General features: G+C 68.5%; 19 protein-coding genes. 4 read left to right on the top strand and 15 right to left on the bottom strand.

What is annotated here, in order from left to right; all coding sequences use genetic code 11:
* Positions 1–49 precede the first annotated feature (49 nt).
* A complete protein-coding gene (locus PTQ19_RS03660; protein WP_274368502.1) occupies positions 50–1,273 on the bottom strand; it encodes an SseB family protein in 1,224 nt (407 codons plus the stop codon).
* 62 nt (positions 1,274–1,335) lie between these two features.
* Positions 1,336–3,786 (bottom strand): ATP-dependent helicase, encoded by a 2,451-nt coding sequence (locus tag PTQ19_RS03655; protein WP_274368501.1) that lies wholly within the window; start codon positions 3,784–3,786, stop codon positions 1,336–1,338.
* A 67-nt stretch (positions 3,787–3,853) separates the two neighbouring features.
* On the opposite strand from PTQ19_RS03655, the gene PTQ19_RS03650 reads away from it, so the two are divergent.
* A complete protein-coding gene (locus tag PTQ19_RS03650; RefSeq protein WP_274368500.1) occupies positions 3,854–4,252 on the top strand; it encodes a pyridoxamine 5'-phosphate oxidase family protein in 399 nt (132 codons plus the stop codon).
* A gap of 21 nt (positions 4,253–4,273) precedes the next feature.
* Here PTQ19_RS03650 and PTQ19_RS03645 read toward each other — a convergent pair whose 3' ends face one another.
* Entirely contained in the window at positions 4,274–5,293 is a 1,020-nt protein-coding gene (locus PTQ19_RS03645; RefSeq protein ID WP_206550358.1) for an ABC transporter permease, read from the bottom strand.
* Entirely contained in the window at positions 5,290–6,249 is a 960-nt protein-coding gene (locus PTQ19_RS03640; protein WP_274368499.1) for an ABC transporter ATP-binding protein, read from the bottom strand. Before PTQ19_RS03640 ends, PTQ19_RS03645 begins: the two co-directional genes overlap by 4 nt.
* A 38-nt stretch (positions 6,250–6,287) precedes the next feature.
* Between PTQ19_RS03640 and PTQ19_RS03635 the strand changes: the two genes are divergently transcribed.
* Positions 6,288–6,665 (top strand): YccF domain-containing protein, encoded by a 378-nt coding sequence (locus tag PTQ19_RS03635; protein WP_274368498.1) that lies wholly within the window; start codon positions 6,288–6,290, stop codon positions 6,663–6,665.
* A gap of 16 nt (positions 6,666–6,681) precedes the next feature.
* Here PTQ19_RS03635 and PTQ19_RS03630 read toward each other — a convergent pair whose 3' ends face one another.
* On the bottom strand, positions 6,682–7,668 hold the full coding sequence (locus PTQ19_RS03630) for a glycerophosphodiester phosphodiesterase family protein (protein WP_274368497.1): 987 nt from the start codon (positions 7,666–7,668) through the stop codon (positions 6,682–6,684).
* Between the two features lie 88 nt (positions 7,669–7,756).
* Between PTQ19_RS03630 and PTQ19_RS03625 the strand changes: the two genes are divergently transcribed.
* On the top strand, positions 7,757–8,662 hold the full coding sequence (locus PTQ19_RS03625; RefSeq protein ID WP_206550361.1) for a Bax inhibitor-1/YccA family protein: 906 nt from the start codon (positions 7,757–7,759) through the stop codon (positions 8,660–8,662).
* A gap of 208 nt (positions 8,663–8,870) precedes the next feature.
* Here the strand turns inward: PTQ19_RS03625 and guaA are convergent, their stop codons facing one another.
* From guaA to PTQ19_RS03600, 5 genes are all read right to left on the bottom strand, one after another.
* On the bottom strand, positions 8,871–10,457 hold the full coding sequence (gene guaA / locus PTQ19_RS03620; RefSeq protein ID WP_179411565.1) for a glutamine-hydrolyzing GMP synthase: 1,587 nt from the start codon (positions 10,455–10,457) through the stop codon (positions 8,871–8,873).
* Entirely contained in the window at positions 10,454–10,942 is a 489-nt protein-coding gene (locus PTQ19_RS03615; RefSeq protein WP_179411566.1) for a DUF3817 domain-containing protein, read from the bottom strand. The genes guaA and PTQ19_RS03615 overlap by 4 nt, the downstream gene beginning before the upstream one ends.
* Positions 10,943–11,086: 144 nt before the next feature.
* Complete coding sequence (locus PTQ19_RS03610) at positions 11,087–15,787, bottom strand: ExeM/NucH family extracellular endonuclease (RefSeq protein ID WP_274368496.1); 4,701 nt, start codon at positions 15,785–15,787, stop codon at positions 11,087–11,089.
* A gap of 203 nt (positions 15,788–15,990) precedes the next feature.
* On the bottom strand, positions 15,991–16,800 hold the full coding sequence (locus PTQ19_RS03605) for an SURF1 family protein (RefSeq protein ID WP_274368495.1): 810 nt from the start codon (positions 16,798–16,800) through the stop codon (positions 15,991–15,993).
* A 14-nt stretch (positions 16,801–16,814) separates the two neighbouring features.
* Complete coding sequence (locus tag PTQ19_RS03600) at positions 16,815–17,933, bottom strand: GuaB3 family IMP dehydrogenase-related protein (RefSeq protein ID WP_206551259.1); 1,119 nt, start codon at positions 17,931–17,933, stop codon at positions 16,815–16,817.
* Positions 17,934–18,233: 300 nt separating this feature from the next.
* On the opposite strand from PTQ19_RS03600, the gene PTQ19_RS03595 reads away from it, so the two are divergent.
* Positions 18,234–19,076, top strand: a complete 843-nt coding sequence (locus PTQ19_RS03595) for a type IV toxin-antitoxin system AbiEi family antitoxin domain-containing protein (RefSeq protein ID WP_274368494.1) — start codon at positions 18,234–18,236, stop codon at positions 19,074–19,076.
* Between the two features lie 149 nt (positions 19,077–19,225).
* Here the strand turns inward: PTQ19_RS03595 and PTQ19_RS03590 are convergent, their stop codons facing one another.
* The 5 genes from PTQ19_RS03590 to guaB all read right to left on the bottom strand — a co-directional run bounded on the left by PTQ19_RS03590 (position 19,226) and on the right by guaB (position 26,408).
* Complete coding sequence (locus tag PTQ19_RS03590; protein ID WP_274368493.1) at positions 19,226–20,914, bottom strand: ABC-F family ATP-binding cassette domain-containing protein; 1,689 nt, start codon at positions 20,912–20,914, stop codon at positions 19,226–19,228.
* Positions 20,915–21,181: 267 nt separating this feature from the next.
* The gene (locus PTQ19_RS03585; RefSeq protein WP_274368492.1) at positions 21,182–22,666 is read right to left on the bottom strand and encodes a pyridoxal phosphate-dependent decarboxylase family protein; all 1,485 of its coding nucleotides are present in this window, start codon (positions 22,664–22,666) and stop codon (positions 21,182–21,184) included.
* On the bottom strand, positions 22,663–24,015 hold the full coding sequence (locus PTQ19_RS03580; RefSeq protein WP_274368491.1) for an MFS transporter: 1,353 nt from the start codon (positions 24,013–24,015) through the stop codon (positions 22,663–22,665). Before PTQ19_RS03580 ends, PTQ19_RS03585 begins: the two co-directional genes overlap by 4 nt.
* Before the next feature lie 82 nt (positions 24,016–24,097).
* Positions 24,098–24,649 carry an OsmC family protein gene (locus PTQ19_RS03575; protein ID WP_274368490.1) on the bottom strand — a complete coding sequence of 184 codons (552 nt, stop codon included), beginning with the start codon at positions 24,647–24,649 and terminating at the stop codon, positions 24,098–24,100.
* A 256-nt stretch (positions 24,650–24,905) separates the two neighbouring features.
* Positions 24,906–26,408, bottom strand: a complete 1,503-nt coding sequence (guaB, locus tag PTQ19_RS03570) for an IMP dehydrogenase (protein WP_179411573.1) — start codon at positions 26,406–26,408, stop codon at positions 24,906–24,908.
* Positions 26,409–26,447 lie beyond the last annotated feature (39 nt).

Here is a 26,447-nt window from a genome sequence, read left to right as displayed (position 1 = left end):
GACATTAGGCGCTGAGTGCGCGCCGCGACAGACCTTCGCGTCTGCGTGATCAGTCGTCGACGTTGATCGCGAGCACCAGCAGTGCGCTCAGTGCGTCGCGGCCGATCGCGAGCGACGGGCCACCGAGGTCGACGATCACGCCCGCGATCTCGCTGTGATCGCTCAGCACCTTCGCCAGCTGCTCGGGCTGGAACGGCATCGGCCGGTCGTTGCGACCGAGCGCGACGACCTCGAGCGGGTGCGAGAACACCTGCAGGTACCGGTTGCCGTCGGTGGTGTGCACCTCGGCGATGCCCACCGGCTTGCCGTTGGAACCGTCGTTCACGGCGACCCAGCTGCGGGTCTTGGCCAGTGCCTCGGCGACGCGCACCGGGGTGCCCTCGTCACGGGGAGCGGCGAGCAGGCTCTTGACCGCCATGTTCTCATCGCCCTGCTCGAGCGCCTTCTGCAGCAACTCGGTCGGGAAGACCGCACGGTGCGGGGCCGAGGAGTTGTCGATGATCACCCCGGCGAACCCGCCCGAGACGACCTGCTGGTAGACGGCGGTGACCGGCTGTGCGATAGCCGAGGTCGACGCGGCGTCTTCGGCCCCCTCGACCGAGTCGCGTAGCGCCTTGCCCGAGCTGTAGGCGAGCATGAACGAGCGCTCGCCGTCGCGGATGACGCCGACTGCGAGCGGCTGACCGTTCTTGAGCTGCTCGCGGGCATCGCCGTTGACCCGCAGGTACAGGTGGCTCTGCAGCGACTGCCGCATCACGCCGATGAGCTGCTCGTTCGTGGCGCCCTCGGCGAGCTCGGCCAGCGCCTCACGCAGCAGCACGTTGTCGTTGAGCCCATCGACGGTGTGCGTCTGCTCGGGCGGCACAGCCGCGGCCAGCGGCAGGCGCGGCACGGTCTGCTGTGCGGTGGGCATCGCATCGCCGGGAGAGGTCGGGCGCGCGGCTGCGACGGGCGCCGCGGGTCGCGGCGGCGTCGCGGATGCCGTGGCCTCGTCGGCGGGCAAGGCGACCTCCGGGCCAGCGTCGGCCCCGACCCCACGGAACGCCTGCACCGAGATACCGACCGCGGGAACGGCCTCGGTCGCGGGTGCGTCGTCGACCGCAGACTCGGCATTCTTGGTGTCTTGCTCGCCCGCGGCAGCCGTCACGGCATCCATCGGAGCTGCGGCGCTCGGCTGCGCGCTCACCTCGCCGGTGGTGTCTTCCGCTGCTGCGGCGTCTTCACCGACGGCGGGCTGATCGACGGACTTCTTGCGGCGAGAGAAGAGGGCCATATCAGCCAGCCTATCCGCCTTGCCGCGCGGTGAGCGCCGGACGACGAGCACCGCCTCCCGGGCTACAGCTTCGTGATCGGCGCGATCTTGATGAGCAGCTTCTTCTGCCCGGCCCCATCGAAGCGCACGTGAGCGATGCGCTTGGCGCCCTCACCCGTGACAGCCTCGACGCGCCCCTCACCGAAGTCGTCATGGCGGATCCGGTCGCCGGCGGCCAGTTCGAGATCGCCGTTGTCGCGCACCTTGCCGGTGACTTTGTTCGGAAAGCGATCCATCGCCGTCGAAAGCGGCTTGAGTCCGGCGCCCTTCGGCAGCGCCGTCGGCGCGAAGCGGTCACCGGAGCGACCGCCGCTCGCGCCGAACCCTCCGCCGGGACGGCGCGCATTGACGGCCCGCGAGGGCGAGCCGCCGCGCGAGTTGATGTCTCCGGGCGACTGCCGCCAGTCGACGAGGTCGGCCGGGATCTCCTGCAGGAACCGGCTCGGCATCGCGACCGACACCTCGCCGAACTGAGCGCGCGTCATCGCCAACGACAGGTGCAGGCGCTTGCGCGCCCGCGTGATGCCGACGTAGAACAGCCGCCGCTCCTCCTGAGGGCCACCGGGCTCCCCCGCCGAGATGCGGTGCGGAATGAGGTCCTCTTCGACACCGGTGACGAACACCGCGTCGTACTCGAGTCCCTTGGCGGTGTGCATCGTCATCAGTGAGACCGAGCCCGACTCGTCGTCGAGGTCATCGGCATCCGAGACCAGCGCCACCTCGGTGAGGAAGTCGGCGATCGTGCCGTCGGGGTTGTTGCGTGCGAAGTCGCGCGCAACGGCGACGAACTCGTCGAGGTTCTCCAGACGCGCCTCGTCCTGCGGGTCGCGGCTCGCACGCAGCGCCTCGAAGTAGCCGCTCTTGTCGAGCAGCACCGTCAGCGCCTCGGCGACCGCGGTCGACGGCGGCACCTCACCCGAGGCAGGCAGCAGAATCTCGGTCGCCTCGTCGAGCACGGCATCGAGGCGGGTGATCGCCGCCTGGATCTTCGGCCCGACGCCGAGTGACGCCGGCGAGCGCAGCGCATCGCGGAAGCTGATGCCCTGCTGCTCGGCGAACATCGCGATGGACGCTTCGGTGACGCCTCCGATGCCGCGACGCGGCCGGTTGAGGATGCGACGCACGGCCATCTCGTCGGCCGGGTTCGCCACCGCGATCAGGTAGGCCAGCGCATCCTTGATCTCGGCGCGCTCGTAGAACTTGGTGCCACCCATGATCTTGTATGGCACAGCGGCGCGGATGAAGATCTCTTCCAGCGCGCGAGACTGCGAGTTGGTGCGGTAGAACACCGCCATCTCGGAGTACGGCATGCCGGTGCGACGCAGCGCCTCGACCTCATCGGCGACGAACTGCGCCTCGTCGTGCTGCGAGTACCCGGTGAAGCCGGCGATCTTGTCGCCCGCGCCACGGTCACTCCACAGGTTCTTCGCCTTGCGGTCGAAGTTGTTGCCGATCACCGCGTTGGCCGCCGACAGGATCGTCTGGGTCGACCGGTAGTTCTGCTCGAGCAGCACGACCTTCGCCCCCGGGAAGTCGCGCTCGAACTCGGTGATGTTGCGGATGTCGGCTCCGCGGAACGCGTAGATCGACTGGTCCGAGTCACCCACGACGGTCAGCGACGCACCAGCCTGGGCTTCGGCCGCCTCGGGCTCGAAGATCATCATGCCGTTCGAGGCATACGGATCGGGTGCCTCGGCGGCGACCGGACGGGTGAGCTCATGGATGAGGGCGTACTGGGCGTGGTTGGTGTCCTGGTACTCGTCGACCAGAATGTGCCGGAACCGGCGCCGGTACGTGTCAGCCACCTTCGGGAACGCCCGGAACAGGAACACCGTCTGCGCGATCAGGTCGTCGAAATCGAAGGCGTTGGCCTTCTGCAGCGCCCGCTGGTAATCGCTGAAGATGTCGGTGAACTTGCGCTCTGCGGGGTCGCTCAGGTTCGCCTGACGGGCATGCCCCTCGGCATCGGTGAGCTCGTTCTTCAGTTTCGAGATGCGCGACTGCACCGCTCCGGGGGTCAGCCCGTACGCGTCGGCCTCGTGCTCTTTCACCAGGCGCTTGAGCAGGGCGCGCGAGTCGCCCGAGTCGTAGATCGTGAACGACTTCGTGAACCCGAATTGCTCGGCCTCACGGCGCAGGATCCGCACGCAGGCCGAGTGGAAGGTCGAGATCCACATGCCGCGCGCGGCCTCGCCCACCAGTCCTTCGACGCGTTCACGCATCTCACCGGCGGCCTTGTTCGTGAATGTGATGGCCAGGATCTGACTGGGCCATGCCTCACGCTGGCGCAGCAGCAGGGCGATCCTGCGCGTGAGCACACTCGTCTTGCCGGATCCGGCACCGGCCACGATGAGAAGCGCGCTGCCGCGATGAGTGACGGCTTCGAGCTGCTGCGGGTTGAGCCCGGCGAGCAGCGGGTCGCCGTTCGGGGTCGAATCGGGCGTTCCGGAAACGATGAGAGGTGCGTCGGTCATGTCAATACGAGTCTAGAGCGGGCCTCCGACGCCGGGTACGCTCGAGCCACGTGAACGATGGGAGGCCATGATGATCGCGGAGCTCACTGAGCAGGAGTGCCTCGAACTCCTCACGACGACCACGGTCGGTCGCGTCGGATTCGTCGCCGACGATCGCGTGCTCATCCTGCCCGTCAACTACGTGCTCGACGGACGCGACGTCCTCATCCGCACGGCACCCGAGGGCATCCTGAGCCCCCTCCCCGACACCCCCGTCGCCTTCGAGGTGGACCACCACGACGATCTTGCGGGCAGCGGCTGGAGCGTACTGCTCAGCACTCGGGCATCCGAGATCGACGCCGCGGAGGTCGCGACCGCTCCCGGCGCCGCACACAAGCACCCGTGGGCAGGCGGCGACCGCTCGCGCGCGCTGCGGCTGACGCCCGAGACGATCTCGGGCCGCCACGTGCGCCGCGACCGCGCCTGAGGCGCGGCCGCAGCCGACCGCTCAGGCGATCCGGGTACCCGGCGGCAAGCGCCGCGCGGGCGTTCGCGTGCGCGCCCAGGCGCCCGCGAACAGACCGCCGGCGATCAGCGCCTGGAGCCCGAGTCCCACGAACCAGCTCGGTACGGTGTCCTCGATCTGCTCCTGCGACGTCGGGCTCTCGATCCACCCGTTCTCGCAGGCGTCCCAGCGCTCGATCTCGGGCGGCAGCTGGGCCAGACGGACGCCGACCTTCACCTGTCCGAAGAGGTCGTTCGGATACCCGTGAGAGAAGGTCGTCGGGGTCGCATCGGCGAGCACCACGAACGGGTTGGCCGCGAGGAATCCCCACACCAGGTCGAAACGGGGCTGGTTGTAATTGACCTCCACCCACTCATCGCACACCGGCTCACCGGTCGTCTCATCCCACGGCCGCTCGTAGCCACGCGCCTCGGACTGGATCGCCGTGCCGCCGAGCCCGAAGGCGATCAGCGTTCCGACGACGAGCGCGGCCACGGCGAGATAGGTGGTCGCTATCGAGAAGAGCGGTCGTGCGATCAGACCGCTCAGTCCCACGCCGATGGCGGCGACGACGATGATCTCGGCCAGCAGCACCAGCAACGACACGATCAGCATCCCCGCCGTCACCCCGCCACCGAGCATGCTGATGAGCAGGAACGGCACGGCGATCAGCAGGAAGATCGAGCCGGTCGCGACAGCGGCGAGCAGCTTGCCCAGCATGATGTCACCGGTCGTCGCTGCGGTGACCTGCACGGGTGCGAGGGTGGCGGCCTCACGGTCGCCGTTGATCGCGTTGCCGCTCAACGTCGGTGAGACGAGCACCACCAGCAGCAACACGAAGTTGACCACGATCGAGTAAACGCCCGCGTTCGGTTCGCTCTGGAACGAGAACACCATGAACGACAGCAGCGTGATGCCGATCAGCAGCAGTACGAAGACGCCCAGCAGCACGTACCAGCCCACGCTGCGCAGGCGCTGCGTGAGTTCGAGTCGGGCGAGGGTGGTGATGCGTGCGAAGCTCATGCGCCCGCTCCTTCCTGGGGTGCGTCCGGGGTCTGCGGCGGCGTCGGATGCTGACCGCCCGGCTGCCGCAGCGCCAGGAAGGACTCCTCCAGGGCGCTCTGCGCCGGTGCGAACTCCAGCACCGGTAGTCCCGCCGTGATCATGCGGCGCAGCCCCTCGACGGCAGCGGTGTCATCGGTGAACGACACCAGCGCGTCACCCCGGTCGGACCCCACGCTCTCCGCCGGCAGGCCCAGCGCCTCGGCGACGCCGGCACGGGCATCCGCACCCGCCACCCGCACCCGATACGCGCGCGCCGAGGGCGCGCCCGCGGCATCGACCATTGCCCCGGCGACCATGAAGACGACGTCGTCGACGACTTCCTCCAACTCGGAGAGCACGTGGCTGGAGATCAGCACGGTCTTGCCCTGCGCGGCGAGATCGCGCAGCATCACGCGCAGGTGCACGCGCGCCTCGGGATCGAGGCCGGAGGCCGGCTCATCGAGCAGCAGCACCTGCGGGTCGTGCACCAGCGCGCGGGCGAGCCCCAGCTTCTGCTTCTGTCCGCGCGAGAGCACCCGCGCCGGTGATGCCGCAAGCTCGGCGAGACCGACCACATGCAGCAGTTCATCCGCGCGGGCGGCTGCGTCGGCCGGCGACATGTCATGCAGGCGCGCGGTGGTCACGATGCTCTCGCGGGCGGTCAGCGACGGCCAGGCTCCCAGCGCATCGGGCATCCATCCCAGCATCCGCCGTGCCGCCGCCGGGTCCGCGACCGGATCGACATCACCGATGCGGATGCTGCCGGCATCCGGCGCCAGCAGCGATGCCAGCATCAGCAGCAGCGTCGTCTTTCCCGCTCCGTTCGGGCCGACCAGCCCTGTGACCCGCCCCGGTTCCGCCCGGAACGTGGCATCCGACACTGCGTGCACCGATCCGAATGAGCGGCGCACCCCCTCCGCACTGATTCCACACATGCCCCGAAGCCTAGGACAGGTGATGCGAGAATCAGGGCATGCGCACCATCCTCAACATCATCTGGGTCATCTTCGCCGGGTGGTCCATGTTCCTCGGCTACGTGCTCGCGGGCATCCTGCTGTGCGTTCCGATCATCACGATCCCGTGGGCGATCGCGTCGTTCCGCCTCGCGAACTACGCGTTCTGGCCCTTCGGGCGCGACGTCGTCGACCGCTCCACCTCGGGCGTCGGCTCGCTGCTCGGCAACATCATCTGGGTCGTGCTGGCCGGATGGTGGCTCGCCATCGGGCACATCGTGACCGGTGTGGCGATGTGCCTGACGATCATCGGCATCCCCATGGGCATCGCCGCGTTCAAGATGGTGCCGATCTCACTCATGCCACTCGGCAAAGAGATCGTGCGCGCGACGCGCTGACGACGGTCGCGAACCCTCAGCCGCGGAAGAACGCCACGCCCAGGTCGGGGTGGTCGACGAACACGCCATCGACGCCGGTGCGGGCGATCACGCTCCACTCCGACTCGTAGTCTCCGAAGGCGGCCTTGCCGCCACCGGCGCGGTACGGCGCCGACAGGAACGCATTCTCGGGGCGGCACGTCCACGTGAACACGCGCAGGCCGCGTGCGTGCGCATCGGCCACCAGCGTGGAGTCGGATGCCAGTAGCATCCGCTTGTTCACACTGATGCCATCCACGGTGCCCACAAGCGCGTCGAGCCCGACCGGCGTGACCTCGTCGGCGTACTTGGGAGCGGCACGACCGTGCGCGGCGACGAGGTCGAAGGGCTTGCCCTTCGCCTCGATGAGATAGATGAAGGATGCCGCGATACCGGTCTTTCTGAGACGGTGCAGCAGCGTCGACTCGAAGGCCTCGACGATCAGCGGCAGAGCGCCGTCGGCCCAGCCGGTCGCGCGCAGATCACGCTCGATGAGCGGCACCAGGTCGAGTCCGACGCCCGCGAAATAGGTGGCGTGCTTCACCTCGAGCACGACCCCGATCTCGCGACCGTGCTCGGCCGAGGCCCGGCGCACCATCTCGAGCAGGTCGGTCAGCCGCAGGATGGGCTGGGCATCATCGAAGCTCGCGCTCGACCGGCGGATCTTGGGCAGCCGCTCACGCGTGCGCAGCGTGGCAAGCTCGGCCCAGGTGAAGTCCTCGGTGAACCAGCCGGTCAGCGACTCCCCGTCGATCCTCTTGGTCGTTCGGCGGTCGGCGAACTCCGGCCGGTCAGCGACGTCGGTGGTGCCCGAGATCTCGTTCTCATGCCTCAGCACGAGCACGCCATCCTTGCTGGCGACGACGTCGGGTTCGACAGCATCCACTCCCATCGCGAACGCGAGTTCGTACGACGAGCGGCTGTGTTCGGGGCGGTATCCGGGTGCACCGCGGTGCCCGATGACAAGTGGCGATCTCCTGGGCACGTTCTCAGCGTAAACGAGCGTGCTCATAGCCTCGTCCCGGTATCGTGGGGGTAAGCGTTGACCGATCCCTCGGGAGTAGAGGCCACCAATGAGCAACTTCGCATTCAACAACCCGGCGTTCCAGGAGCCGCGCAGCGGCAACGGCGCGTCGACGCAGTACGCGCCCCCGCCGCCGCCGTCGGCTCAGCACGCCGCTGCGGATGCCGCCGCGAACGCGCAGCTGGAGGGCATGTTCGCCGCTCCGCCCGCCGGCGCCATCGAGACCGACCGGATGACCGTCGAGGACACCATCTGGAAGACCGTCGGCCTGTTCGGAATCCTGCTGGTCACCGCTGTCGCGGGCTGGATGTGGACGATGTCGACGCTGTACGTCGACCCGACCACCGGGCAGATCGGCGCTGACCTCACGCCGTGGATCGTCGGCGCCCTCGGCGGGTTCGTGCTCGCCCTGGTCGTGACGTTCACCTCGCGCAAGAAGGTGCGCCCCGCCCTGATCTGGGCGTACGCCGCCTTCGAGGGTCTGTTCATCGGTGCGATCTCGGCCTGGTTCGAGACCATCTTCCCCGGCATCGTCATGCAGGCAACCCTCGCTACCCTCGCCGTCGTGGGTGTGACCCTCGCCCTGTTCGCCAGCGGCAAGATCCGTGCCTCGAAGAAGATGACCAAGATCTTCATGATCGCCATGTTCGGCTACCTGGCGTTCTCGGTGCTGAACCTCATCCTGATGTGGGTCGGCGTCCCGATGGCCGGTGGCGCCTTCGGTATGCGCAGCATCGAGGTCGCGGGCATCCCGCTCGGCCTGATCATCGGCGTGCTCGTGGTCTTCATGGCCGCGTACTCGCTGGTGCTCGACTTCGACCAGATCCAGCAGGGTGTGCGCAACGGCGCCCCCCGCAAGTACGGCTGGCTCGGAGGCTTCGGCATCATGGTCACCGTCGTCTGGCTGTACATCGAGATCCTGCGGATGATCGCGATCCTGCGCGGCAGCGACTGACGGACGTTCTTCTCGAAAGGGCCGCTCTCCTCGGAGGGCGGCCCTTTTCGTGTGCCCGGGGCATTGTTGTCGTCACCACGCATCCCGCCGAAAAACCACTTCCGGCATGAGAAACCACCTCACACGTGGTTCCTCAGACGGGAAGTGGTTTCTCAGCGGATGACGGGTGCCGGAAACGAAGAAGGGGCCGCTCTCGCGACCCCTTCTCTCACTCCCACTCGATGGTTGCCGGTGGCTTCGAAGTGACGTCGAGCACGACCCGGTTGACCTCGCGCACCTCGTTGGTGATGCGGTTCGAGATCTTCGCGAGCACGTCGTAGGGCAGGCGGGTCCAGTCAGCGGTCATCGCGTCTTCCGACGAGACCGGACGCAGCACGATCGGATGCCCGTAGGTGCGTCCGTCGCCCTGCACGCCCACCGAACGGACGTCGGCGAGCAGCACGACCGGGCACTGCCAGATCGTCTGGTCGAGGCCGGCCTTGGTGAGCTCCTCGCGCGCGATGGCGTCGGCCTCGCGCAGCACCTCGAGGCGCTCGCGAGTCACCTCGCCGATGATGCGGATGCCGAGGCCGGGCCCCGGGAAGGGCTGACGCCCGACGATCGCCTCAGGAATGCCGAGCTCACGACCGATCGCACGTACCTCGTCCTTGAACAGCGCGCGCAGCGGCTCGACGAGCTCGAAGTCGAGGTCGTCCGGCAGGCCGCCGACGTTGTGGTGCGACTTGATGTTGGCGGTGCCCGATCCGCCGCCGGACTCGACGACGTCGGGGTACAGCGTGCCCTGCACGAGGAACTTCACGGGCGCGCCACCCGTGGCCTTGGCCTCTTCGACCAGATCGCGCTGCACCTGCTCGAACGCACGAATGAACTCACGGCCGATGATCTTGCGCTTGGTCTCGGGGTCGGTGACCCCGGCCAGGTGCCCCAGGAACGTGTCGACGGCATCGACGGTGATCAGACGCACACCCGTCGACTCGACGTAGTCCTTCTCGACCTGCTCGCGCTCGCCCTTGCGCAGCAGACCGTGGTCCACGAAGACCGCCGTCAGCTGGTCGCCGATGGCACGGTGAACCAGGGCGGTCGAAACGGCCGAGTCGACACCTCCCGAGAGCGCCGAGATGACGCGGGCGTCGCCGACCTGCTCGCGGATGCGCTCGATCTGCTCGGCGATGACGTTGTCGCTGTTCCAGTCGGCGGGCAGGCCCGCACCCTTGTGCAGGAAGTTCTCGATGATGGCCTGGCCATGATCGGAGTGCTTCACCTCGGGGTGCCACTGCACACCGTAGAAACGACGGTTCTCGTCAGCGAACGCCGCGACCTTGGTGGCATCGGTCGAGGCGAGCACCTCGAAACCCTCGGGCGCGCGGGCGACCTGGTCGCCGTGGCTCATCCACACGTTCTGCTCGGCGGGCTGGTCGCCCAGCAACGTGCTGCCCTCTGCCGTGATGTGGGCGTCGGTCGCGCCGTACTCGCGCAGGCCGGTGTGTGCCACCTCGCCGCCGAGCGTCTGCGCCATGTACTGGAACCCGTAGCAAATGCCCAACGTCGGCACACCGAGATCGAACACGGCCGGGTCGAGCTTGGGGGCGCCGTCCTCGTACACCGACGAGGGACCGCCCGACAGGATCAGCGCCACCGGGTTCTTGGCAGCGATCTCTTCAGCCGTCGCCGTGTGCGGCACGATCTCGCTGTAGACGCCGGCCTCGCGGACGCGGCGGGCGATCAGCTGGGCGTACTGTGCGCCGAAATCGACGACGAGCGCGGGGCGCTGCTGGGTCTCGGTCTGCTCGGTCACCGGGCACCTTCCGTTTGAGAGTTCTGAGGTTCTGCTCCAGCCGCGGCGTCGGCGGCCTCCCGCTCGGCGAGGTACGTCTTCACGTCGCGCGCGACCCGCGCCTCCATGATGAACGACAGGAACGGGATGACGCCGCCGAGGGCGAGCCAGATGAATCGCAGGAACTTCCAGCGCATCAGGCTCCACATGCGGAAGCAGGCGAAGAGGTACACGACGTAGAACCAGCCGTGCACGATGAGGACGCCGAGCGACAGGTTGATCCCATCACCGGTCGATTCCAGGCCCTCGGGACCTTCGATGACATCGGCGAACCAGAGGAATCCGCCGGACCCTCCGAGGAAGAGTTCGAGACGGATCGGCGTGTACTTCAGCACCATCTCGGCGACGAGCAGCAGCAGCATGACGCCGGTGATGATCGATGCGATCTGATAGAACTTCAGCGCTCCGCGGATCGCCGGGAAGCTGGCGACTCTGGGCTCGGGCATGCCCTCCATTCTAGCCGCCGAGCGCGCGGGCGATTGGCGCGTTGTGCGGGGCAACGCGAAGGCCCGCCGCAGACGTGTCGTCTGCGGCGGGCCCGTGGCTTTCAGCCCTGGGGAATCATCCCTCGAGCATCAGCCGGCATGCACTCATGCCCGCATTCGGCGGCGGATCAGCACGAGCGCCCCACCGGCCACCAGCAGAAGCACGGCCAGCACGATGAAGGCGGTCGAGTCTGCACCCGTGGTGGCGAGATCGCCGTCACCGGAGCCCGTGTCACCGCCGGCCGCGGTGACCGTGATCTTCGCGCTCGCCTCTGATCCATCGGTCAGGATCGCGACGATGCTGTGCTCACCGGCCGCGGTGCCCTTCGGGATCATGACGGTGGCCGACAGCGTGCCGTCCTCACGAACGGTCGCCGAGCCGAGCTGAACCGGCGTGGAGCGCAGTTCGAGCATGACCTTCTCGCCGGCGGGGAAGCCCTCACCCGAGATCGTCACCGACTCGCCCGCCGCGACCGTCGAGCGGTCGAGCGAGATCGTGCCCTCGGCAACCTCGGCGGCGATGCGGAACGGCACCTGCACGACCGTGCCGGTCGAAGCGACCGCGACGGTGAGCGTCTGCGCACCGGTCACGTCGTCCGGGACCGTGAACGTCAGGCTCGCACGCCCGACCTCGTCGGTGGTGTCGACGACAGCGGGGTCGATCGCGCCCGACGCCAGCTGAGTCGCGCCCAGCGACAGCGTGACGTCGCCCGGAGCGGGCTCACCGGCGCTGAACGCCAGCGACGACAGCGAAACGGTCACCTCGGTGCCGGCGCTGAACTCGTCATCTGCCGGGTCGAGCACCACGCCGACCGCACGCTGCGCGTAGTCGGGGGTCGCGGTGCCGTTCGCGTCGAACCAGTCGACCATCGACTGCAGGTCGATGCGGCCGGTGTCGCGCTTGTCGGTGCCCTCGGCGAGCGTGGCGAAGTTGTCGCCACCACCGGCGAGGAACGAGTTGGCCGCGACGGTGTAGCTGGCGGACATGTCGATCGCCTCACCGTCGAGCATCATCGAGGTGATGCGCTCGCCCTGAGCGGCGGTCGGGTCGTAGGTGTACACCAGCCCCTCCGAGACACCGAGCTTGAGGAACGGACGGCTGGCGCCCTCGGGCTGCCACTGCTCTTCGAGCACGCTCTTGAGCTGCGCACCGGTGAGCTGCTGCGTGACCAGCGTATTGGCAAACGGCTGCACCGTCGCCGCCTCGCGGTAGGTCACGTTGCCATCCGGGTCCTCGGCGTCCGAGGACGCGAAGTTGAGGTTGGCCCGCAGACCACCCGGGTTCATCAGTGCGACGTCAGCGTCGGTCGCCCACTGCTGCACATCGGCGACGAAGTTGCCGATCGTCGACTCGCCACCGCGGTTCTCGGTGGTGCCGTCGCTCTGGCGTGCCCGCAGGAAATCGGCGGTGATGTCGCCCACCTTGACGGCACCGAGCACGGCGGCCTCCGCCACGGCGGCGTCAACGATCTGCTGCACCTCGGGAACGGCCGGGTAGTTGCCCTCCCACTGGCGCGGTGCGACCTCGGTGGCCAGCGGACGGATCTCGTTCTCGATAGAGAGCAGCTCCTTGGTGTCGCGGTCGACCTGCAGGTTCATCACACCGAGGTTCTTGCCGTACTCACCGGCCGAGATCACCGGGCGTCCGTCGATCACGTGGTTGTAGGCCAGGTGGGTGTGGGCCGAGACGATGGCATCCACGTCGCCGTCGACGCCGTAGACGATCTCGCCCAGCGGGGTGTCGGGGGTGATGTCCTCGACCACGACGGTGGAAGCGCCCTCGTGCACCAGCAGGATGACCACGTCGGCTTCGCCGTTGGCGCTGTTGCCGTCGCGCAGGTCGTCAGCCACGGCGTTGACCGAGTCGACGATGCTGCGCACCTCGAGGTCGGCGATGCCCTCGGGGCGGACCAGCGAACCAAGATCCTCGGTCACGGCGCCAACGAAGCCGACGCGCACGCCGTCCATCTCCTTGACCCAGGCCGGGGCGAGCGCAGGCTGACCGGTGTCGGTCAGGAACACGTTCGCCGCGACGTACTCCCAGTCGGCCCGGTCCTGCACACGGTCGCGCAGGTCTTCCCAGCCCTGGTCGAACTCGTGGTTGCCCGCGGCGCTCACATCGAGCCCGGCGGCGTTGAGCGCGTCGATGGTCGGCTCGTCGTTGTTGATGAACGACGTGAACGTCGATGCGCCGATCAGGTCACCGGCGGCGGCGAAGATCGTGTTCGGGTTCTCGTCGCGCACGTGCTGCACAGCACCGGCCAGGACCGCGGCACCAGCAGCAGCACCATCGGCTTCGATCCGACCGTGGAAGTCGTTGATCGTGGCGATGTCGATGCTCACCGGCGGGGCCGACGCCGAGACACCGACCAGGATCGGGTCGTGGTCGCTCGAGCGGTAGGGGGTACCGGTCTCGGCGGCGCCGAAGGCGTAGCCCCGGTCGCTCCACTCGGGCGAGTTGATGGCCCATACGGCCGCGTCGGTGATCGACGGCACCAGCGACGGCGAGGCGATCACGTGGTCGAGCGAGCCGAGCTCACCGTCGAACGTGTAGGTGTACTGACCGTCGGTACGGTCAGCGACGAGGCTGCTCCATCCCTCCGAAGCGAACACGTCGATCGGGTCTTCCTCGCTGTAGGCGTTGAAGTCACCGATCAGCAGGATGTCCTCGCTGCCCGCGTCATCGGCGAGCTGCTCGGTGAAGTCCAGCAGCGACTCGGCCTGCTCGACGCGCTCGGCGTTGAAACGCCCCTGTCCGTCGGCCGGCTCGGCACCGCTACCGCCCTTGGACTTGAAGTGGTTCGCGACCACCGTGACGGTGCGGCCGTCGATGTCGAACGCCTGCGCGATCGGCTCACGAGCGATGTCCCACACCGTCTCGTCGACGATCGAGGCGCTGTCGCCGATGGTCGAGACCGCATCCTTCTTGTAGATGATCGCGTTCGTGATGAAGTCGGTGATCGCGGCGTTGTCCAGCACCTCGGGCGTGGGCACGTAGTCCCAGACCTCACTGCCGGCGGCGGCGTTGAGCCCGTCGACGAGGTCGGCGAGCGCCGTGTCGACGGGGTCGCCGAACTTGACCGAGTTCTCGATCTCCATCAGCGCGACGATCTCCGCGTCCAGATCGTTGATCGCCGTGACGATCTTCGACTTCTGAATCGCGAACTGCGCCGCGTCGCCGGCGCCACGGGCATCCGCGTTCTCGGAGCGCAGCGTCGTGAAGTAGTTGTAGACGTTGAACGCCGCGACCTGCACGTCGCCACCGACGGTCGGAACCTCGGGGCGCGGGTTCTGCGTATCGAAGGTGACCTTCTGCGCCGCGGGCGACTCGCTGTTCAGCGGAGTCGTGGGCTGCAGACGCCAGTCGTTGAAGCCGTACTGCAGCACGAAGCCGATGTCTCCGAAGTCGACGACGTCGCCATTGCGCACGACGACGTCCTTCGTGAAGTAGGGCTGGTCGCCGGGGTGGCCACTGTTGCTGACCTGGATGCTGTAGCCGTCGTCGAGCAGGATGCGCTCAGCACGGTTGGCCGCCGCGACGGCGTCGGCGTCGGCACCGGGCCGGTGCATCTCTGTGCTCTTGACGTTCAGCTCGCCGGGGTTCAGCCACAGCGTTCCGTAGTTGTACAGCTGGTGGCTGGAGGCCACTGCGTAGTCGCCGGTCGGCGCGACGAGCATGCTCTCGTAGGCCTCGCGGTCGTCGCCGACGACCGTGGCGGGCAGCGGGGTGAGCGCGGGCAGGCCCGCCTCGGCGGTCACGACGGTGACATCGGATGCCGACGCCGGCGTGATCTGGGTCTGACCGAAGTACTCTCCGACCACTCCCGTCACCGAGACGAGATCGCCGATCTCACCGGGAACGCTCTTGCCGTTGAGGTAGACGAACACGCCGTCGGATGCTTCGCGCGCGGCGTCGCTGCCACCGGAACCGGCGGTCTGGATGACGATGCCGTTGTATCCTCCGGTGCGGTGGTCGGCGGTGATGACGCCCTCGACCTTGACGGTCTCGTCAACCAGCGGAGACGCGCCTGCGGTGCCCTGCACCTCAGCGATGGTCGCCTCGATCACGGCGCCACCGTCACCACCGTCGGTCTCGCCGCTGGTCTCGCCGGCGGCGTTGGTCGGAGTGATGTCGGCGGACAGCGAGAAGTCGGCGCTGTTGTCGTCGGTATCCACCGCGTCGGTGCGGTTCAGCGACTTGACGTCGGTGTTGCCCGACGGCGCGGTCGCCGCGGCGGTCTCGAACGTGTTGGAGGTGCCGTAGCCGAGCAGGTCGATGACGTTCTCAGCACCCACGGAGGAACCGGGCGTCAGCGTGATCGCCGTGGTGCCCTGCACCAGCGCGATGGTGCCGGCGGAACCGCTGAAGTTGAGATTGCCGCTGGTGGCATCCGGCGCCGGAAGCGCATCACCCTGCGCATTCGCGCCGCCGTTCTGGCCACCCTTCACCAGGAAGTAGCCACCGGCAGGAATCGTGCCGGTCAGCACACCGAGCCCGGTGAACTCCCCCGTGCCGCCCGAAGAGCGGTACTGCAGCGACATGCCGTCGAGGACGATGTCCTGGTCGGTCGGGTTGTACAGCTCGACGAACTTGTGCGTGAACGCAGCGCCGGCGCTTCCGCCGGACAGGTACGCCTCGTTGATGACCACGCCCGTGCCTGCCGGGTTGGCGAAGGCGGGGGTGGCGACGAGCGTTCCGAGGCTCATCGCGCATGCGGTCGTCAGTGCGAGTGCGCCCCAGCGCGCTCGCATCCGGTGTCGGGGTGCGGAAGCCGTGCGGCTCGCGTCCCGGAGATCGGGCATCATCGTTGCAGTCTCCTCCATCGGTGAACGGTCAGGAGGTGCTGTGAACCCCGCGACCGACGCGTGCCACGGGAACACGCGCATGAATGCGACCATAGGGGTCGGCGCCGACACCGGGCAAGCACCAAAGCGTCGCCGGGGTGAACGGCAGCGGAACAGCAGTCGCGCGCGTCAGCCTGCGGCGCGGCCTGGTGCGAAGAACCCGCTCAGGCTGCGCTACTCGTGGCGTCCTCGAACTCCTCGACCTCGCGCTCCCACGCATCGCGCGCAAGGCGATACCAGAGGTAGAACGCGAAGCCGGCGAAGACCGCCCATTCGATGGCGTAGAAGATGTTGAGCCAGTTGATCGGCGACTTCAGCTCGGGTGCCGGCGAGCTGATGTCGACCAGCCCCTGCGGAGCCTCGATCGAGGCCAGGTACGGCCGGTAGACATCGAGTTGCTCGGTGTCGTGCCAGCGGCTCAGCAGCGCTGCGGGAGACATCCGATCCAGCCGCATCGGCTCGGTACTCGGCGGCACCTGGACACCCTCGTCGTCGATGAGCCGCCCCTGCAGGTCAGCCGGTACGGCGCCCGCCTGTGTGAGGGACGCGACGGCGGCATCCGCCTGCTCGCGCGTCGGAGCCCACCCGAGCGCCACGGCGATCGACGTGCGCTCGGCGACCCGCAGCTGACCGCTAACCCAGTAGCCCTCGGCACCGTCGTTCACGCGCGAGGAGATGACGATGAAGTCCTCGGGTACCCATGTGCCGGTGGTGGTGACCTTCTGCCCGCCCAGTTCCTCAGCGAGGTATGTGCCCGGTTCGATGACCTCGGTCAGCGGGAGCACCTGCTCTGTCGCACCGGGCGGAGGCGGGTCGGTATCGATCGCACTGGCCAGCTGCCACTGTCCGAGCCAGGCGAACACGCCGGCGACGATCAGGCACAGCCCGAGCACGCCCATCCAGCGCGGACGCAGCATGACCTCGCGCAGCGTGGGGGCGAATCGCGGTGTCGCGTCGGGCTCCGTCGTGCTCATCCCGGCTCGTGTCGTCATCCCAGTTCGTACGGCGCCAGCACGACCTCGACCCGCTGGAACTCCTTCAGGTCGGAGTAGCCGGTGGTGGCCATCGACTTGCGCAGCGCGCCGATCAGGTTGGCGGTGCCGTCCGCGACCGGGGCCGGGCCGTACAGGATCTCTTCAAGGTTCGCGACGCGGTCGACCGCCACACGGCGTCCGCGCGGAAGCTGCGGGTGGTGTGCCTCAGCACCCCAGTGGAAGCCCTGACCGGGTGCATCCGTGGCACGCGAGAGCGCGACGCCCAGCATGACGGCATCCGCCCCCATCGCGAGAGCCTTGACCATGTCGCCGGAGGTGCCCACGCCGCCGTCGGCGATCACGTGCACGTAGCGTCCGCCCGACTCGTCGAGGTAGTCACGGCGCGCCGCGGCGACGTCCGAGACGGCCGTCGCCATGGGGGCGTGGATGCCGAGGGTCACGCGTGTGGTGGATGCCGCTCCCCCACCGAAACCGACGAGCACACCAGCCGCTCCGGTGCGCATCAGGTGCAGCGCCGCGGTGTAGGTCGACGCGCCGCCGACGATGACGGGCACATCGAGGTCGTAGATGAACTTCTTCAGGTTCAGCGGCTCGGTGACGCTGGAGACGTGCTCGGCCGACACGGTGGTGCCGCGGATCACGAACAGGTCGACACCGGCGGCCACGACGGTCTCGTACAGCTCCTGCGTGCGCTGCGGGGTCAGCGAGCCGGCCACGGTGACACCGGCCTCGCGGATCTCGGCGAGGCGCTGTTTGATGAGCTCGGGCTTGATCGGCTCGGAGTACAGCTGCTGCATGCGCACGGTCGCCTGCTCGGCCGGCAGAGCAGCGATCTCGTCGAGCATCGGCTGCGGGTTCTCGTACCGGGTCCACAGGCCCTCGAGGTCGAGCACACCGACGCCGCCGAGCTGGCCCAGCATGATCGCCGTCTGCGGGCTGATCACCGAGTCCATCGGCGCGCCGATCACCGGGATGTCGAACGAGAACGCGTCGATCGTCCAGGCCGTCGACACGTCTTCGGGGTTGCGGGTGCGTCGCGACGGCACGACCGCAATGTCGTCGAACGTGTAGGCGCGTCGCGCACGCTTGCCTCGGCCGATCTCGATGTCCATGCTCACCCCTCCACCCTACCCGTCGGGCCGACATGGCCCTTCCGTGCGGTCACCGCCCCGATCTCGCCGCGCATGCTCGCACTTGCCCGCACATGCCCACACGAGAACAGGCCCGTTGCTGAGAACAGGCTGATTCTGCAGCATCCGTCCTGTTCTCAGCATCCGTCCTGTTCTCGGTGACGCCGCCGCCCGGCGACGCGGCACCGCCACTCTCCCTCCACAAACGCGATTTCGCACGAGTTCTCCCCAGAAGGCGCGAAACCGACAGACGGCGATGCCCGCAACCGGCATCGTCGTGGCATGAGAACTCCCCTGGACACCTGGATGCGACAGCGGGGCGGCGTCGCACACAGTAGGGATCTGCGCGCCGCTGGCTACTCCGCGCACGAGATGCGGAGCGCAGTCGAGGCCGGTAGGGCCGAGCGGGTGCGACGTTCCTGGCTCGTCACCCCGCCGTGTTCTCGCGCGCATCGCGCGGCGGCCGAGGTGAGCGGTCGCGTGACGTGTGTGACGGCGGCGAAGCGGCTCGGGCTGTGGTCGAACGACGACCCCCGGGTGCATCTCGCGATCCCGTCGACGTCGTCTCGGTTCGGGGATCACGACCATGTGCTGCACTGGGCACCGGGCCCGGCACCTGTCGCGCGCTTCGCCGTGGAGGATCCGATACTGAACGTGCTCTACCACGTGGGTCGTTGCCAGGAACCCTCGGATGCGACCGCGATCTGGGAGTCGGCCCTGCGCATCGGTCTCGTGACGCTCCCCCAGCTGCGCCGCACGGAATGGCGCAGCACCGCGGTGCGGAACGTGCTCGACGTCGTCGGCACCCTTTCGGACTCTGGTGTCGAGACGCATTTCCTGGCGATCGCGCGCAGCTGCGGAGTCGAGGTGCAGCAGCAGGTGATCATCGACGGGCACCCTGTGGACGCACTGATCGGCGAACGGCTGGTGGTGCAGCTGGACGGGTTCACACATCACCGCAAGCCGAAGGACCGCCGCCGCGACCTGCGTCAGGACGCCCGGCTGGCCTTGCTCGGGTACACCGTGCTGCGCTTCGACTACCAACAGGTGATGTTCGACCCGACCTACGTGCAGCAGACGATCATCAACGCCGTCGCCCAGGGGCTGCACCGGGCGCGCAGGTGAGGGGTTGGGCCGCGCGTCGCGTCACCGAGAACAGAACAAATCCCGAGAACAGGACGGATGCCCGAAATCCCGCCTGTTCTCGGTAACGAGCCTGTTCTCGTGCACGGGCGCACGCCGGCCGCTCGCGGGAGACCCCCGCCTCGCGCATGTCACCGGGCGCGGACCACCCGTTTCTCGTCCCAGACCGGGGCATCCGACTCGTACACGTCACCGTCCTCGCCGAAGACCAGGAACCGGTCGAACGATCGCGCGAACCACCGGTCGTGGGTGACGGCCAGCACGGTACCCTCGAAGCGCGCGATGGCCTGTTCGAGCGCCTCGGCGGATTCCAGGTCGAGGTTGTCGGTGGGCTCATCGAGAAGCAGCATGGTGGCCCCGCTGAGCTCCAGCAACAGCACCTGGAAGCGTGCCTGCTGTCCTCCGGAAAGCTGCTCGAACGCCTGCTGCGCCTGCCGGACCAGACCGTAGCGGTCGAGGGCTGAGCTGGCCGCATCGCGAGGCATCCCCGCGCGTCGGTCATCGCCGCGGTGCAGGATGTCGAGCAGGGTGCGTCCGACGAACTCCGGGTGGGCGTGGGTCTGCGCGAACAAGCCGGGCACCACGCGTGCGCCGAGCACGGCCGCGCCGCCGTGCGGAACGGGAAGCAATGCCTCGGATGCTGTCGTGAGATGTCCCCGGGTGGGATCGGGGTCGCTGCCACCGCGGGCCAGCAGGCGCAGGAAGTGCGACTTGCCAGAGCCGTTCGAGCCGAGCACGGCCACCCGATCGCCGAACCAGATCTCGGCATCGAACGGCCGCATCAGGCCCGTGAGCTCGAGCCCGCTGCACACCAGCGCCCGTTTGCCGGTGCGCGCACCACGCAGACGCATGTCAAAGTCCTGTGCGGGTGGTCGCTCTTCGGGCGGACCCGCCTCTTCGAACCGGCGCAGTCGGGTCTGGGCCGCTTGGTAGCGCGACGCGAATCCGTCGTTGGCGGACGCCTTGACCTTGAGAGTGGCGACGAGTGCCTTGAGCTTGGCGTGCTGCTCGTCCCAGCGGCGCCGCAGCTCGTCGAGGCGGTCCATGCGATCGCTGCGCGCCTGATGGTACGTGGCGAACCCACCGCCGTGCACCCACGCCGTAGCGCCCGCTCCCCCGACCTCCAGGGTGATGATGCGATCGGCCGCTCTGGCCAGCAGCTCGCGATCGTGCGAGACCAGCAGCACGGTCTTCGCGCTGTCGCGCAGAGATTGCTCCAACCAGCGCTTTCCCGGTACATCGAGGTAGTTGTCGGGCTCGTCCAGAAGCAGCACGTCGTCGGGACCGCGCAACAGCGCCTCCAGGGCGAGCCGCTTCTGCTCGCCGCCCGAAAGGCTGTCGAGAGAGCGATACCGGGCACGGTCGTAGGGCACACCGAGCGCGGCCACCGTGCACTGGTCCCACACGGTCTCGTGCTCGTAGCCACCGGCATCCGCGTAGTCGGCGAGCGCGGTCGCGTACGCCATCTGCGTGCGCTCGTTCTCGGCGTCGATGAGCGCGTTCTCGGCGGCGTCGAGTGCTTCGGCGGCGGCCCGGATGCGCGTGGGCGCGACGCTCACCAGAAGATCTTGCACGGTCATCTCGCCGTCGCCGTGACCGACGAACTGATCCATCACCCCCAGGGAACCGTCGATGGTCACCGCACCGGCATCCACCGCGAGTTCGCCGCGGATGATGCGCAGCAGGGTCGACTTGCCGGCGCCGTTCGGCCCGATCAGCGCGCTGGTCACGCCGGAGCCGACGCGGAACGTCACGTCATCGAGCAGGGGGCGTCCGTCAGGGAGGGTCAGCGAAAGAGCACTGACATCGATGTGGGCCACGGTGGTTTCCTTCCGCCCACCGAGTGGCGAGCCTGCCAGGCTATCAGCCGCAGGCATCCGACCCCGTCGCGCTCACTCTCCCCGCGCACCGCGCGTGCCTCGCCGTTCGCTACTCGTCCCCACCGCGCACTTCCTCTCACCGAGAACAGGACGAATCCCGAGAACAGGATGGATGCTCGAAATCCAGCCTGTTCTCGGCAACGAGCCTGTTCTCGTGCGGGGCACGACGCACAGCGCACAGCGCACGCCACGCGGCGCCCGCCCCGATCAGCGCGGATCGGACAGCCGCGCCAGCAACTCTGACAGCAGCGCCTCGGCGACCGGCGCCGGGAGAAGCTCGACCAGCGCCATCAGCGCGGCCAGCGGCGCATCGGCCGATACCTTCGCGGCCCCGGCCAGGCGCAGCATCGTCCACGCGGCGCGCGGCCCCGGCACGCGACCGCCGTGACCGTACCCGAGCGCCGTCACGACCCGGGCGAGGGCCCGCGCGTCAGCGGGCGCCACGCCGCGCACCTCATCGGATGCCGCAGCCAGCGCCCCGGTGAACTCGTCGATGCCGTCGTCGAGCGCCGGTGTGAGCGTGAGGTGCGCGCTGTGCGGAATACGCACGCCGTCGGATTGCGTGAATCCTGGCTGGTGCTGGATCTTCCAGCCGTGCCGGGTGAGGGCATCCGCCAGGCGATGCGGGTCCACGCGGTGCGCGGACGGAACGGACTCATCGGCGACGACGGCGATCGCGGGTCCGACCGGATCGCCGAGCACCGCGAGCCCCGGGATCTCGTGCACCGCACGCCGCACGGCCATCGCGGCACGGCGGATCGCAGCGGTCAACTCGGCGTAGCCCTCGTCACCCAGATGCTGCGTGATCGCCCAGGCGGCGGCGAGCGGAGAGGCCGAGCGTGAACCCAGCAGCGTCGGATTGACGACCGGGTACCCCGCCCAGCGGGTGGTCGCGAAGAACTGGGCGCGGCGGCGCCGGCGCGCCTGGGGTCCGCCGTGCAGCAGCACCGAGACGCCCTTGGGTGCGTAGCCGAACTTGTGCAGATCGGCCGAGATGCTGGTGACCCCGCGCACTCGGAAGTCCCACGCCGGCAGCTTCGGCCACCACGGCAGGACGAAACCGCCGAAGCAGGCATCGACGTGACACGGGATGCCCCGGTCGGCGGCGGCGGGGGCGACGGCGCCGACCGGGTCGAGCAGGCCCGTCGGATAGCTCGGCGCAGAGACGACCACCAGCGCCACATCGTTGCCCATCCGCCCAATGATCTCGGCCGGATCAACCGACCCGTCCGGCGCGCACGGCACCGGATCGAAGTCGAGGTCGAACAGCGCCGCGGCTTTCTGGAATGCGGCGTGAGCAGTGGCCGGAGCCACCAGCCGCGGCCGCTTCCGTACGGCATCCGTCGGGTTCTCAGCACGCCAGAGGTCGCGGGCGGACTTGACCGCGAGCAGGCAGCTCTCGGTCCCGCCGCTGGTGACGGTGCCGACCGCAGAGCGCCGGCCGTGCAGCATCCGCCGCGCGAAACCGATCACGTCGCGCTCCATCGCGGCGATCGACGGGAACACCGTGGGGTCGAGGCCGTTCAGCGGCCGCGCCAGGCGCGCGGCGGCATCCGCCAACTCATCGAGCTCGGTCACGCCCGAGTCGTAGACGTACGAGAGCACGCGCCCACCGTGCGTCGGCGCGTCAGCGGCGCGCAACCGATGCAGCCGGTCGAGAACGTCGGCCGGTCGCGGCTCCACCGCGCTCATGCCGACGTCCCGATGATGTCGTGCTCGCGCAGACGATAACGGGCCAACGTCGCGAGGCTGACCAGCATCAGTGCGGCGGGCAGCAGGCTGAACGCGACGGCGATGCCGGTGACGGCGGCATCCGGCTGGACGACCTCGACGTTCGCGGTCGTCTCGATGTACCCGGTGGCCGCCAGCACGATCGACAGCACCGTCGCGCCGAGCGCCATGCCGGTGGTCTCACCCGCGGTCCACACCCCGCCGAAGATCCCGGAGCGGTTCGCGCCACCGGTCTCGCTGCGGTCGTGGGCGATCACATCCGGCAGCATCGCCATCGGCAACGTCTGCATGCCCGCGTAGGCCGCACCGGCGAGCGCGACCGGCAACAGGATCCACCACCCGGGCATCCACACCATCGCCGTGAGCACCAACGTGGCGACCAGGAAGATCATGCTGGCCAGGCGGAATCCCCGCTCCTTGCCGATCCGATCGGCGATCTTCTTCCAGACCGGGGCCATCAGCAGGGCGGGCGCGATCAATGACGCGAACAGCGGCGTGACGGCATCCTCATCGTTCAGCACCCACCGAGCGACGAACTGCGCGGCGGCCAGCATCAGGCCCGTGGCGAGACCCTGCAGCATGAACGTCGCCAGCAGCGCGCGGAACGGCTGGCTCTGCCGCAGCACCGCGATTCCGTCGCGGTAATGGGTGCCGATCGACGCCCCCGGGTGCACCGGAAGCAGCGGACGCTGCGGCGCAACCGTCGACGCGATGTAGAGTCCGATACCCAGCACCACAGCGGCGACCAGCGCCATCACCAGATACCCCAGCAACGGGTCGTCGGGGAACATGCCCCGGATCTCGGGGCCACCGGCGCCGAACAACAGGATCGCGACGGTGAGCATCACCACCCGCCAGGTCAGCAGCCGCGTGCGCTCACGGTAGCCGTCGGTGAGTTCGGCAGGCAGGGCGATGTAGGGCACCTGGAACAGGCTGAAGCAGGTCGCCGCGGCGATGAATGCGATCAGTACCCAGATCGCGGATGCCGCAGGGCCGATCCCCGCCGGCACCGCGAAGGTCAGCACGAAAGCGATCGGCAGACCGATCGCGCCGATCCGCATCAGCCCGCGTCTGCTTCCGGTGCGGGCGAGGCCATTGTCGCTGAGCCCGCCGATGACCGGGTCGATCAGCACGTCCCAGACCTTGGCCGCGGTCACGATCGCTCCCGCGGCAAGCGCCGTCACCCCCAACGAGTCGGTGAGGTAGTAGACGAGCACCAGACCGGGCAGGGTGGCGAACCCGCCGGTACCCAGTGACCCCATGGCGTATCTGGCCACCTGCCCGTGTGTCAGGTTCGACGCTGAATCCATGGGCCCACTCTAGCGACGGGCATCCGACGCTCTGGTCAGGGCGAGCCGGGTCCGACGCGCCCTGCGCTCGCCCGCAACAGACTCAGCTGAGACGACTCGAGACCGGGACGGTGTTGGCGAACAGATCGAGCACGGGGCAGCGCTCCTCGACGACCGTGCGCAGCTTCTCGTACTGCTCGGCGCTATCGGGTCCTGTGATGTCGACGCGCACGCGCACATCGTGGAAACCGGCACGGCCGGACTCGTCGATGCCGAACAGCTTGCGCACATCGAGGTCACCCTCGGCCTCGATCTCGATGTCGTCGATGGTCAGGCCGAGCGCCTCGGCGTACAGCCGGAAGACGACGATCTGACACGAGATCAGCGCACCGAGCGCATACTCGACCGGACTCGCGGCAGCGTCATCACCGGCGAGCGCGCCGGGCTCGTCGACGAGGAAGCGGTGCTCGCCGGCACGGATCTCGGTGCCGACCGACCCGACCCCGCGCCCCGTGACCTTGTAGGTCAGCTGCGCGTTGCCGGCGTCGCGCGCAATGCGTTCGTTCCAGGTGGTTCCTGCTTCGGCGAGGCGTTGCGAGCGCTCTTCCGCGGTGACGTCAGCGATGGCGGGAAGCTGGTCGTTGAGAAGGGTCATGCCGAGACGGTAATCGGATGCCCGACGCCGGCGCCACGGCATCCGTCATGCCCCGCAACACACCGTCACGGGATGCAACATACGGGCCCGCCTGTGGCATCCGCCCTTGCCTCCGGGGCGCACCCCGCTGCCTGCACCCCGCACCCGAGAACAGGACGGTTAACGAGAACAGGACGATTCCCGCGGAATCGTCCTGTTCTCAACAACGAGCCTGTTCTCATGCAGCGCGAGCCGGGTCAGCGGCCCACGCGCAGACTCACTTCTTGTAGTTCGGTGCCTCGACGACGATCTGCACGTCGTGCGGGTGCGACTCCTTGAGTCCGGCGGCGGTGATGCGCACGAACTTGCCGCGCTGCTTGAGCTCGTCGATGGTGCGAGCGCCAACGTAGAACATCGACTGACGCAGGCCACCGATCAGCTGGTACGCCACCGCCGACAGCGGGCCACGGTAGGGCACCTGGCCCTCGATGCCCTCGGGGATCAGCTTGTCGTCGCTGGGGACGTCAGCCTGGAAGTAGCGGTCCTTCGAGTACGAGGTCTGCTTGCCGCGGGTCTGCATCGCGCCCAGCGAGCCCATGCCGCGGTACTGCTTGAACTGCTTGCCCGCCTGGAAGACGATCTCGCCCGGCGACTCGTCGGTGCCCGCCAGCAGCGAGCCCAGCATGACAGCATCCGCACCCGCGACGAGCGCCTTGGCGATGTCGCCGGAGTACTGCAGACCACCGTCGGCGATCACCGGAACACCGGCGGGGCCGGCGGCGAGCGAGGCCTCGTAGACGGCGGTCACCTGCGGAACGCCGACACCGGCGACCACGCGGGTGGTGCAGATCGATCCGGGGCCCACGCCGACCTTGACCGCGTCGACACCGGCATCCACCAGCGCCTGCGCGCCCTCACGCGTCGCGACGTTACCGCCGATGACGTCGATGTGGTCGAACGAGGCGTCGGCCTTGAGACGCTGAACCAGGTCGATCACACCCTGCGACTGGCCATTGGCGGTATCGACGACGAGCACATCCACGCCGGCGTCACGCAGTGCCTCGGCGCGCTCCCACGCGTCGCCGAAGAAGCCGATCGCTGCGCCCACGCGCAGGCGCCCCTGGTCGTCCTTGGTCGCCAGCGGGTACTTCTCGCTCTTGTCGAAGTCCTTGATGGTGATCAGCCCGGCGAGCTTGCCGGCGTCGTCGATCAGCGGCAGCTTCTCGACGCGGTGCTTCGCGAACAGCGAGATGACCTCGCCCGCAGCGACGCCGACCTTGGCGGTGACCAGGTTCTCGCTGGTCATGACGTCCTTGACCTTGGTGGTCTGACGCTCACGACCGGTCACGAACCGCATATCGCGGTTGGTGACGATGCCCACCAGGCGGCCGTCGCCATCGACGACGGGCAGACCCGAGATGCGGTACTTGGCGCAGAGACCGTCAACCTCTTCGACGGTCGCCTCGGGGTCGGTCGTGATCGGGTCGGTGATCATGCCCGACTCGCTGCGCTTGACGCGGTCGACGTCGGCGGCCTGATCGGCGATCGACAGGTTGCGGTGCAGGATGCCGATGCCGCCGGCCCGTGCCATGGCGATGGCCATGCGCGCCTCGGTGACGGTGTCCATAGCGCTGGAGAGCAGGGGGGTGGCGACGGAGATGCGGCGGGTGATCCGCGACGAGGTGTCGGCGTCGCTGGGGATCACATCGGTATGACCCGGCAGCAGCAGCACATCATCGTAGGTGAGCCCGACGAAGCCGAAGGGGTCGTTCTGCTGCATGAGACTTGCTCCTCTGCGCCGTATCGGCGCCGTGTCGTG

The organism is Microbacterium esteraromaticum (assembly GCF_028747645.1).
GTDB lineage: Bacteria > Actinomycetota > Actinomycetes > Actinomycetales > Microbacteriaceae > Microbacterium > Microbacterium esteraromaticum_C.
The sequence above is the reverse complement of the archived record's forward strand: the minus strand, read 5'-3'. Positions and strand labels throughout refer to the sequence as shown.

What these genes read in the sequence shown, in the direction of transcription:
- PTQ19_RS03625 (WP_206550361.1), top strand. Translation starts at nt 7,757, where the DNA reads ATGAGCAACTTCGCATTCAACAACCCGGCGTTCCAGGAGCCGCGCAGC.
- PTQ19_RS03605 (WP_274368495.1), bottom strand. Translation starts at nt 16,800, where the DNA reads ATGAGCACGACGGAGCCCGACGCGACACCGCGATTCGCCCCCACGCTG.
- PTQ19_RS03635 (WP_274368498.1), top strand. Translation starts at nt 6,288, where the DNA reads ATGCGCACCATCCTCAACATCATCTGGGTCATCTTCGCCGGGTGGTCC.
- PTQ19_RS03585 (WP_274368492.1), bottom strand. Translation starts at nt 22,666, where the DNA reads ATGAGCGCGGTGGAGCCGCGACCGGCCGACGTTCTCGACCGGCTGCAT.
- PTQ19_RS03580 (WP_274368491.1), bottom strand. Translation starts at nt 24,015, where the DNA reads ATGGATTCAGCGTCGAACCTGACACACGGGCAGGTGGCCAGATACGCC.
- PTQ19_RS03655 (WP_274368501.1), bottom strand. Translation starts at nt 3,786, where the DNA reads ATGACCGACGCACCTCTCATCGTTTCCGGAACGCCCGATTCGACCCCG.
- PTQ19_RS03575 (WP_274368490.1), bottom strand. Translation starts at nt 24,649, where the DNA reads ATGACCCTTCTCAACGACCAGCTTCCCGCCATCGCTGACGTCACCGCG.
- PTQ19_RS03640 (WP_274368499.1), bottom strand. Translation starts at nt 6,249, where the DNA reads ATGTGTGGAATCAGTGCGGAGGGGGTGCGCCGCTCATTCGGATCGGTG.
- PTQ19_RS03600 (WP_206551259.1), bottom strand. Translation starts at nt 17,933, where the DNA reads ATGGACATCGAGATCGGCCGAGGCAAGCGTGCGCGACGCGCCTACACG.
- PTQ19_RS03645 (WP_206550358.1), bottom strand. Translation starts at nt 5,293, where the DNA reads ATGAGCTTCGCACGCATCACCACCCTCGCCCGACTCGAACTCACGCAG.
- PTQ19_RS03615 (WP_179411566.1), bottom strand. Translation starts at nt 10,942, where the DNA reads ATGCCCGAGCCCAGAGTCGCCAGCTTCCCGGCGATCCGCGGAGCGCTG.
- PTQ19_RS03610 (WP_274368496.1), bottom strand. Translation starts at nt 15,787, where the DNA reads ATGATGCCCGATCTCCGGGACGCGAGCCGCACGGCTTCCGCACCCCGA.
- PTQ19_RS03660 (WP_274368502.1), bottom strand. Translation starts at nt 1,273, where the DNA reads ATGGCCCTCTTCTCTCGCCGCAAGAAGTCCGTCGATCAGCCCGCCGTC.
- PTQ19_RS03650 (WP_274368500.1), top strand. Translation starts at nt 3,854, where the DNA reads ATGATGATCGCGGAGCTCACTGAGCAGGAGTGCCTCGAACTCCTCACG.
- guaB (WP_179411573.1), bottom strand. Translation starts at nt 26,408, where the DNA reads ATGCAGCAGAACGACCCCTTCGGCTTCGTCGGGCTCACCTACGATGAT.
- PTQ19_RS03595 (WP_274368494.1), top strand. Translation starts at nt 18,234, where the DNA reads ATGAGAACTCCCCTGGACACCTGGATGCGACAGCGGGGCGGCGTCGCA.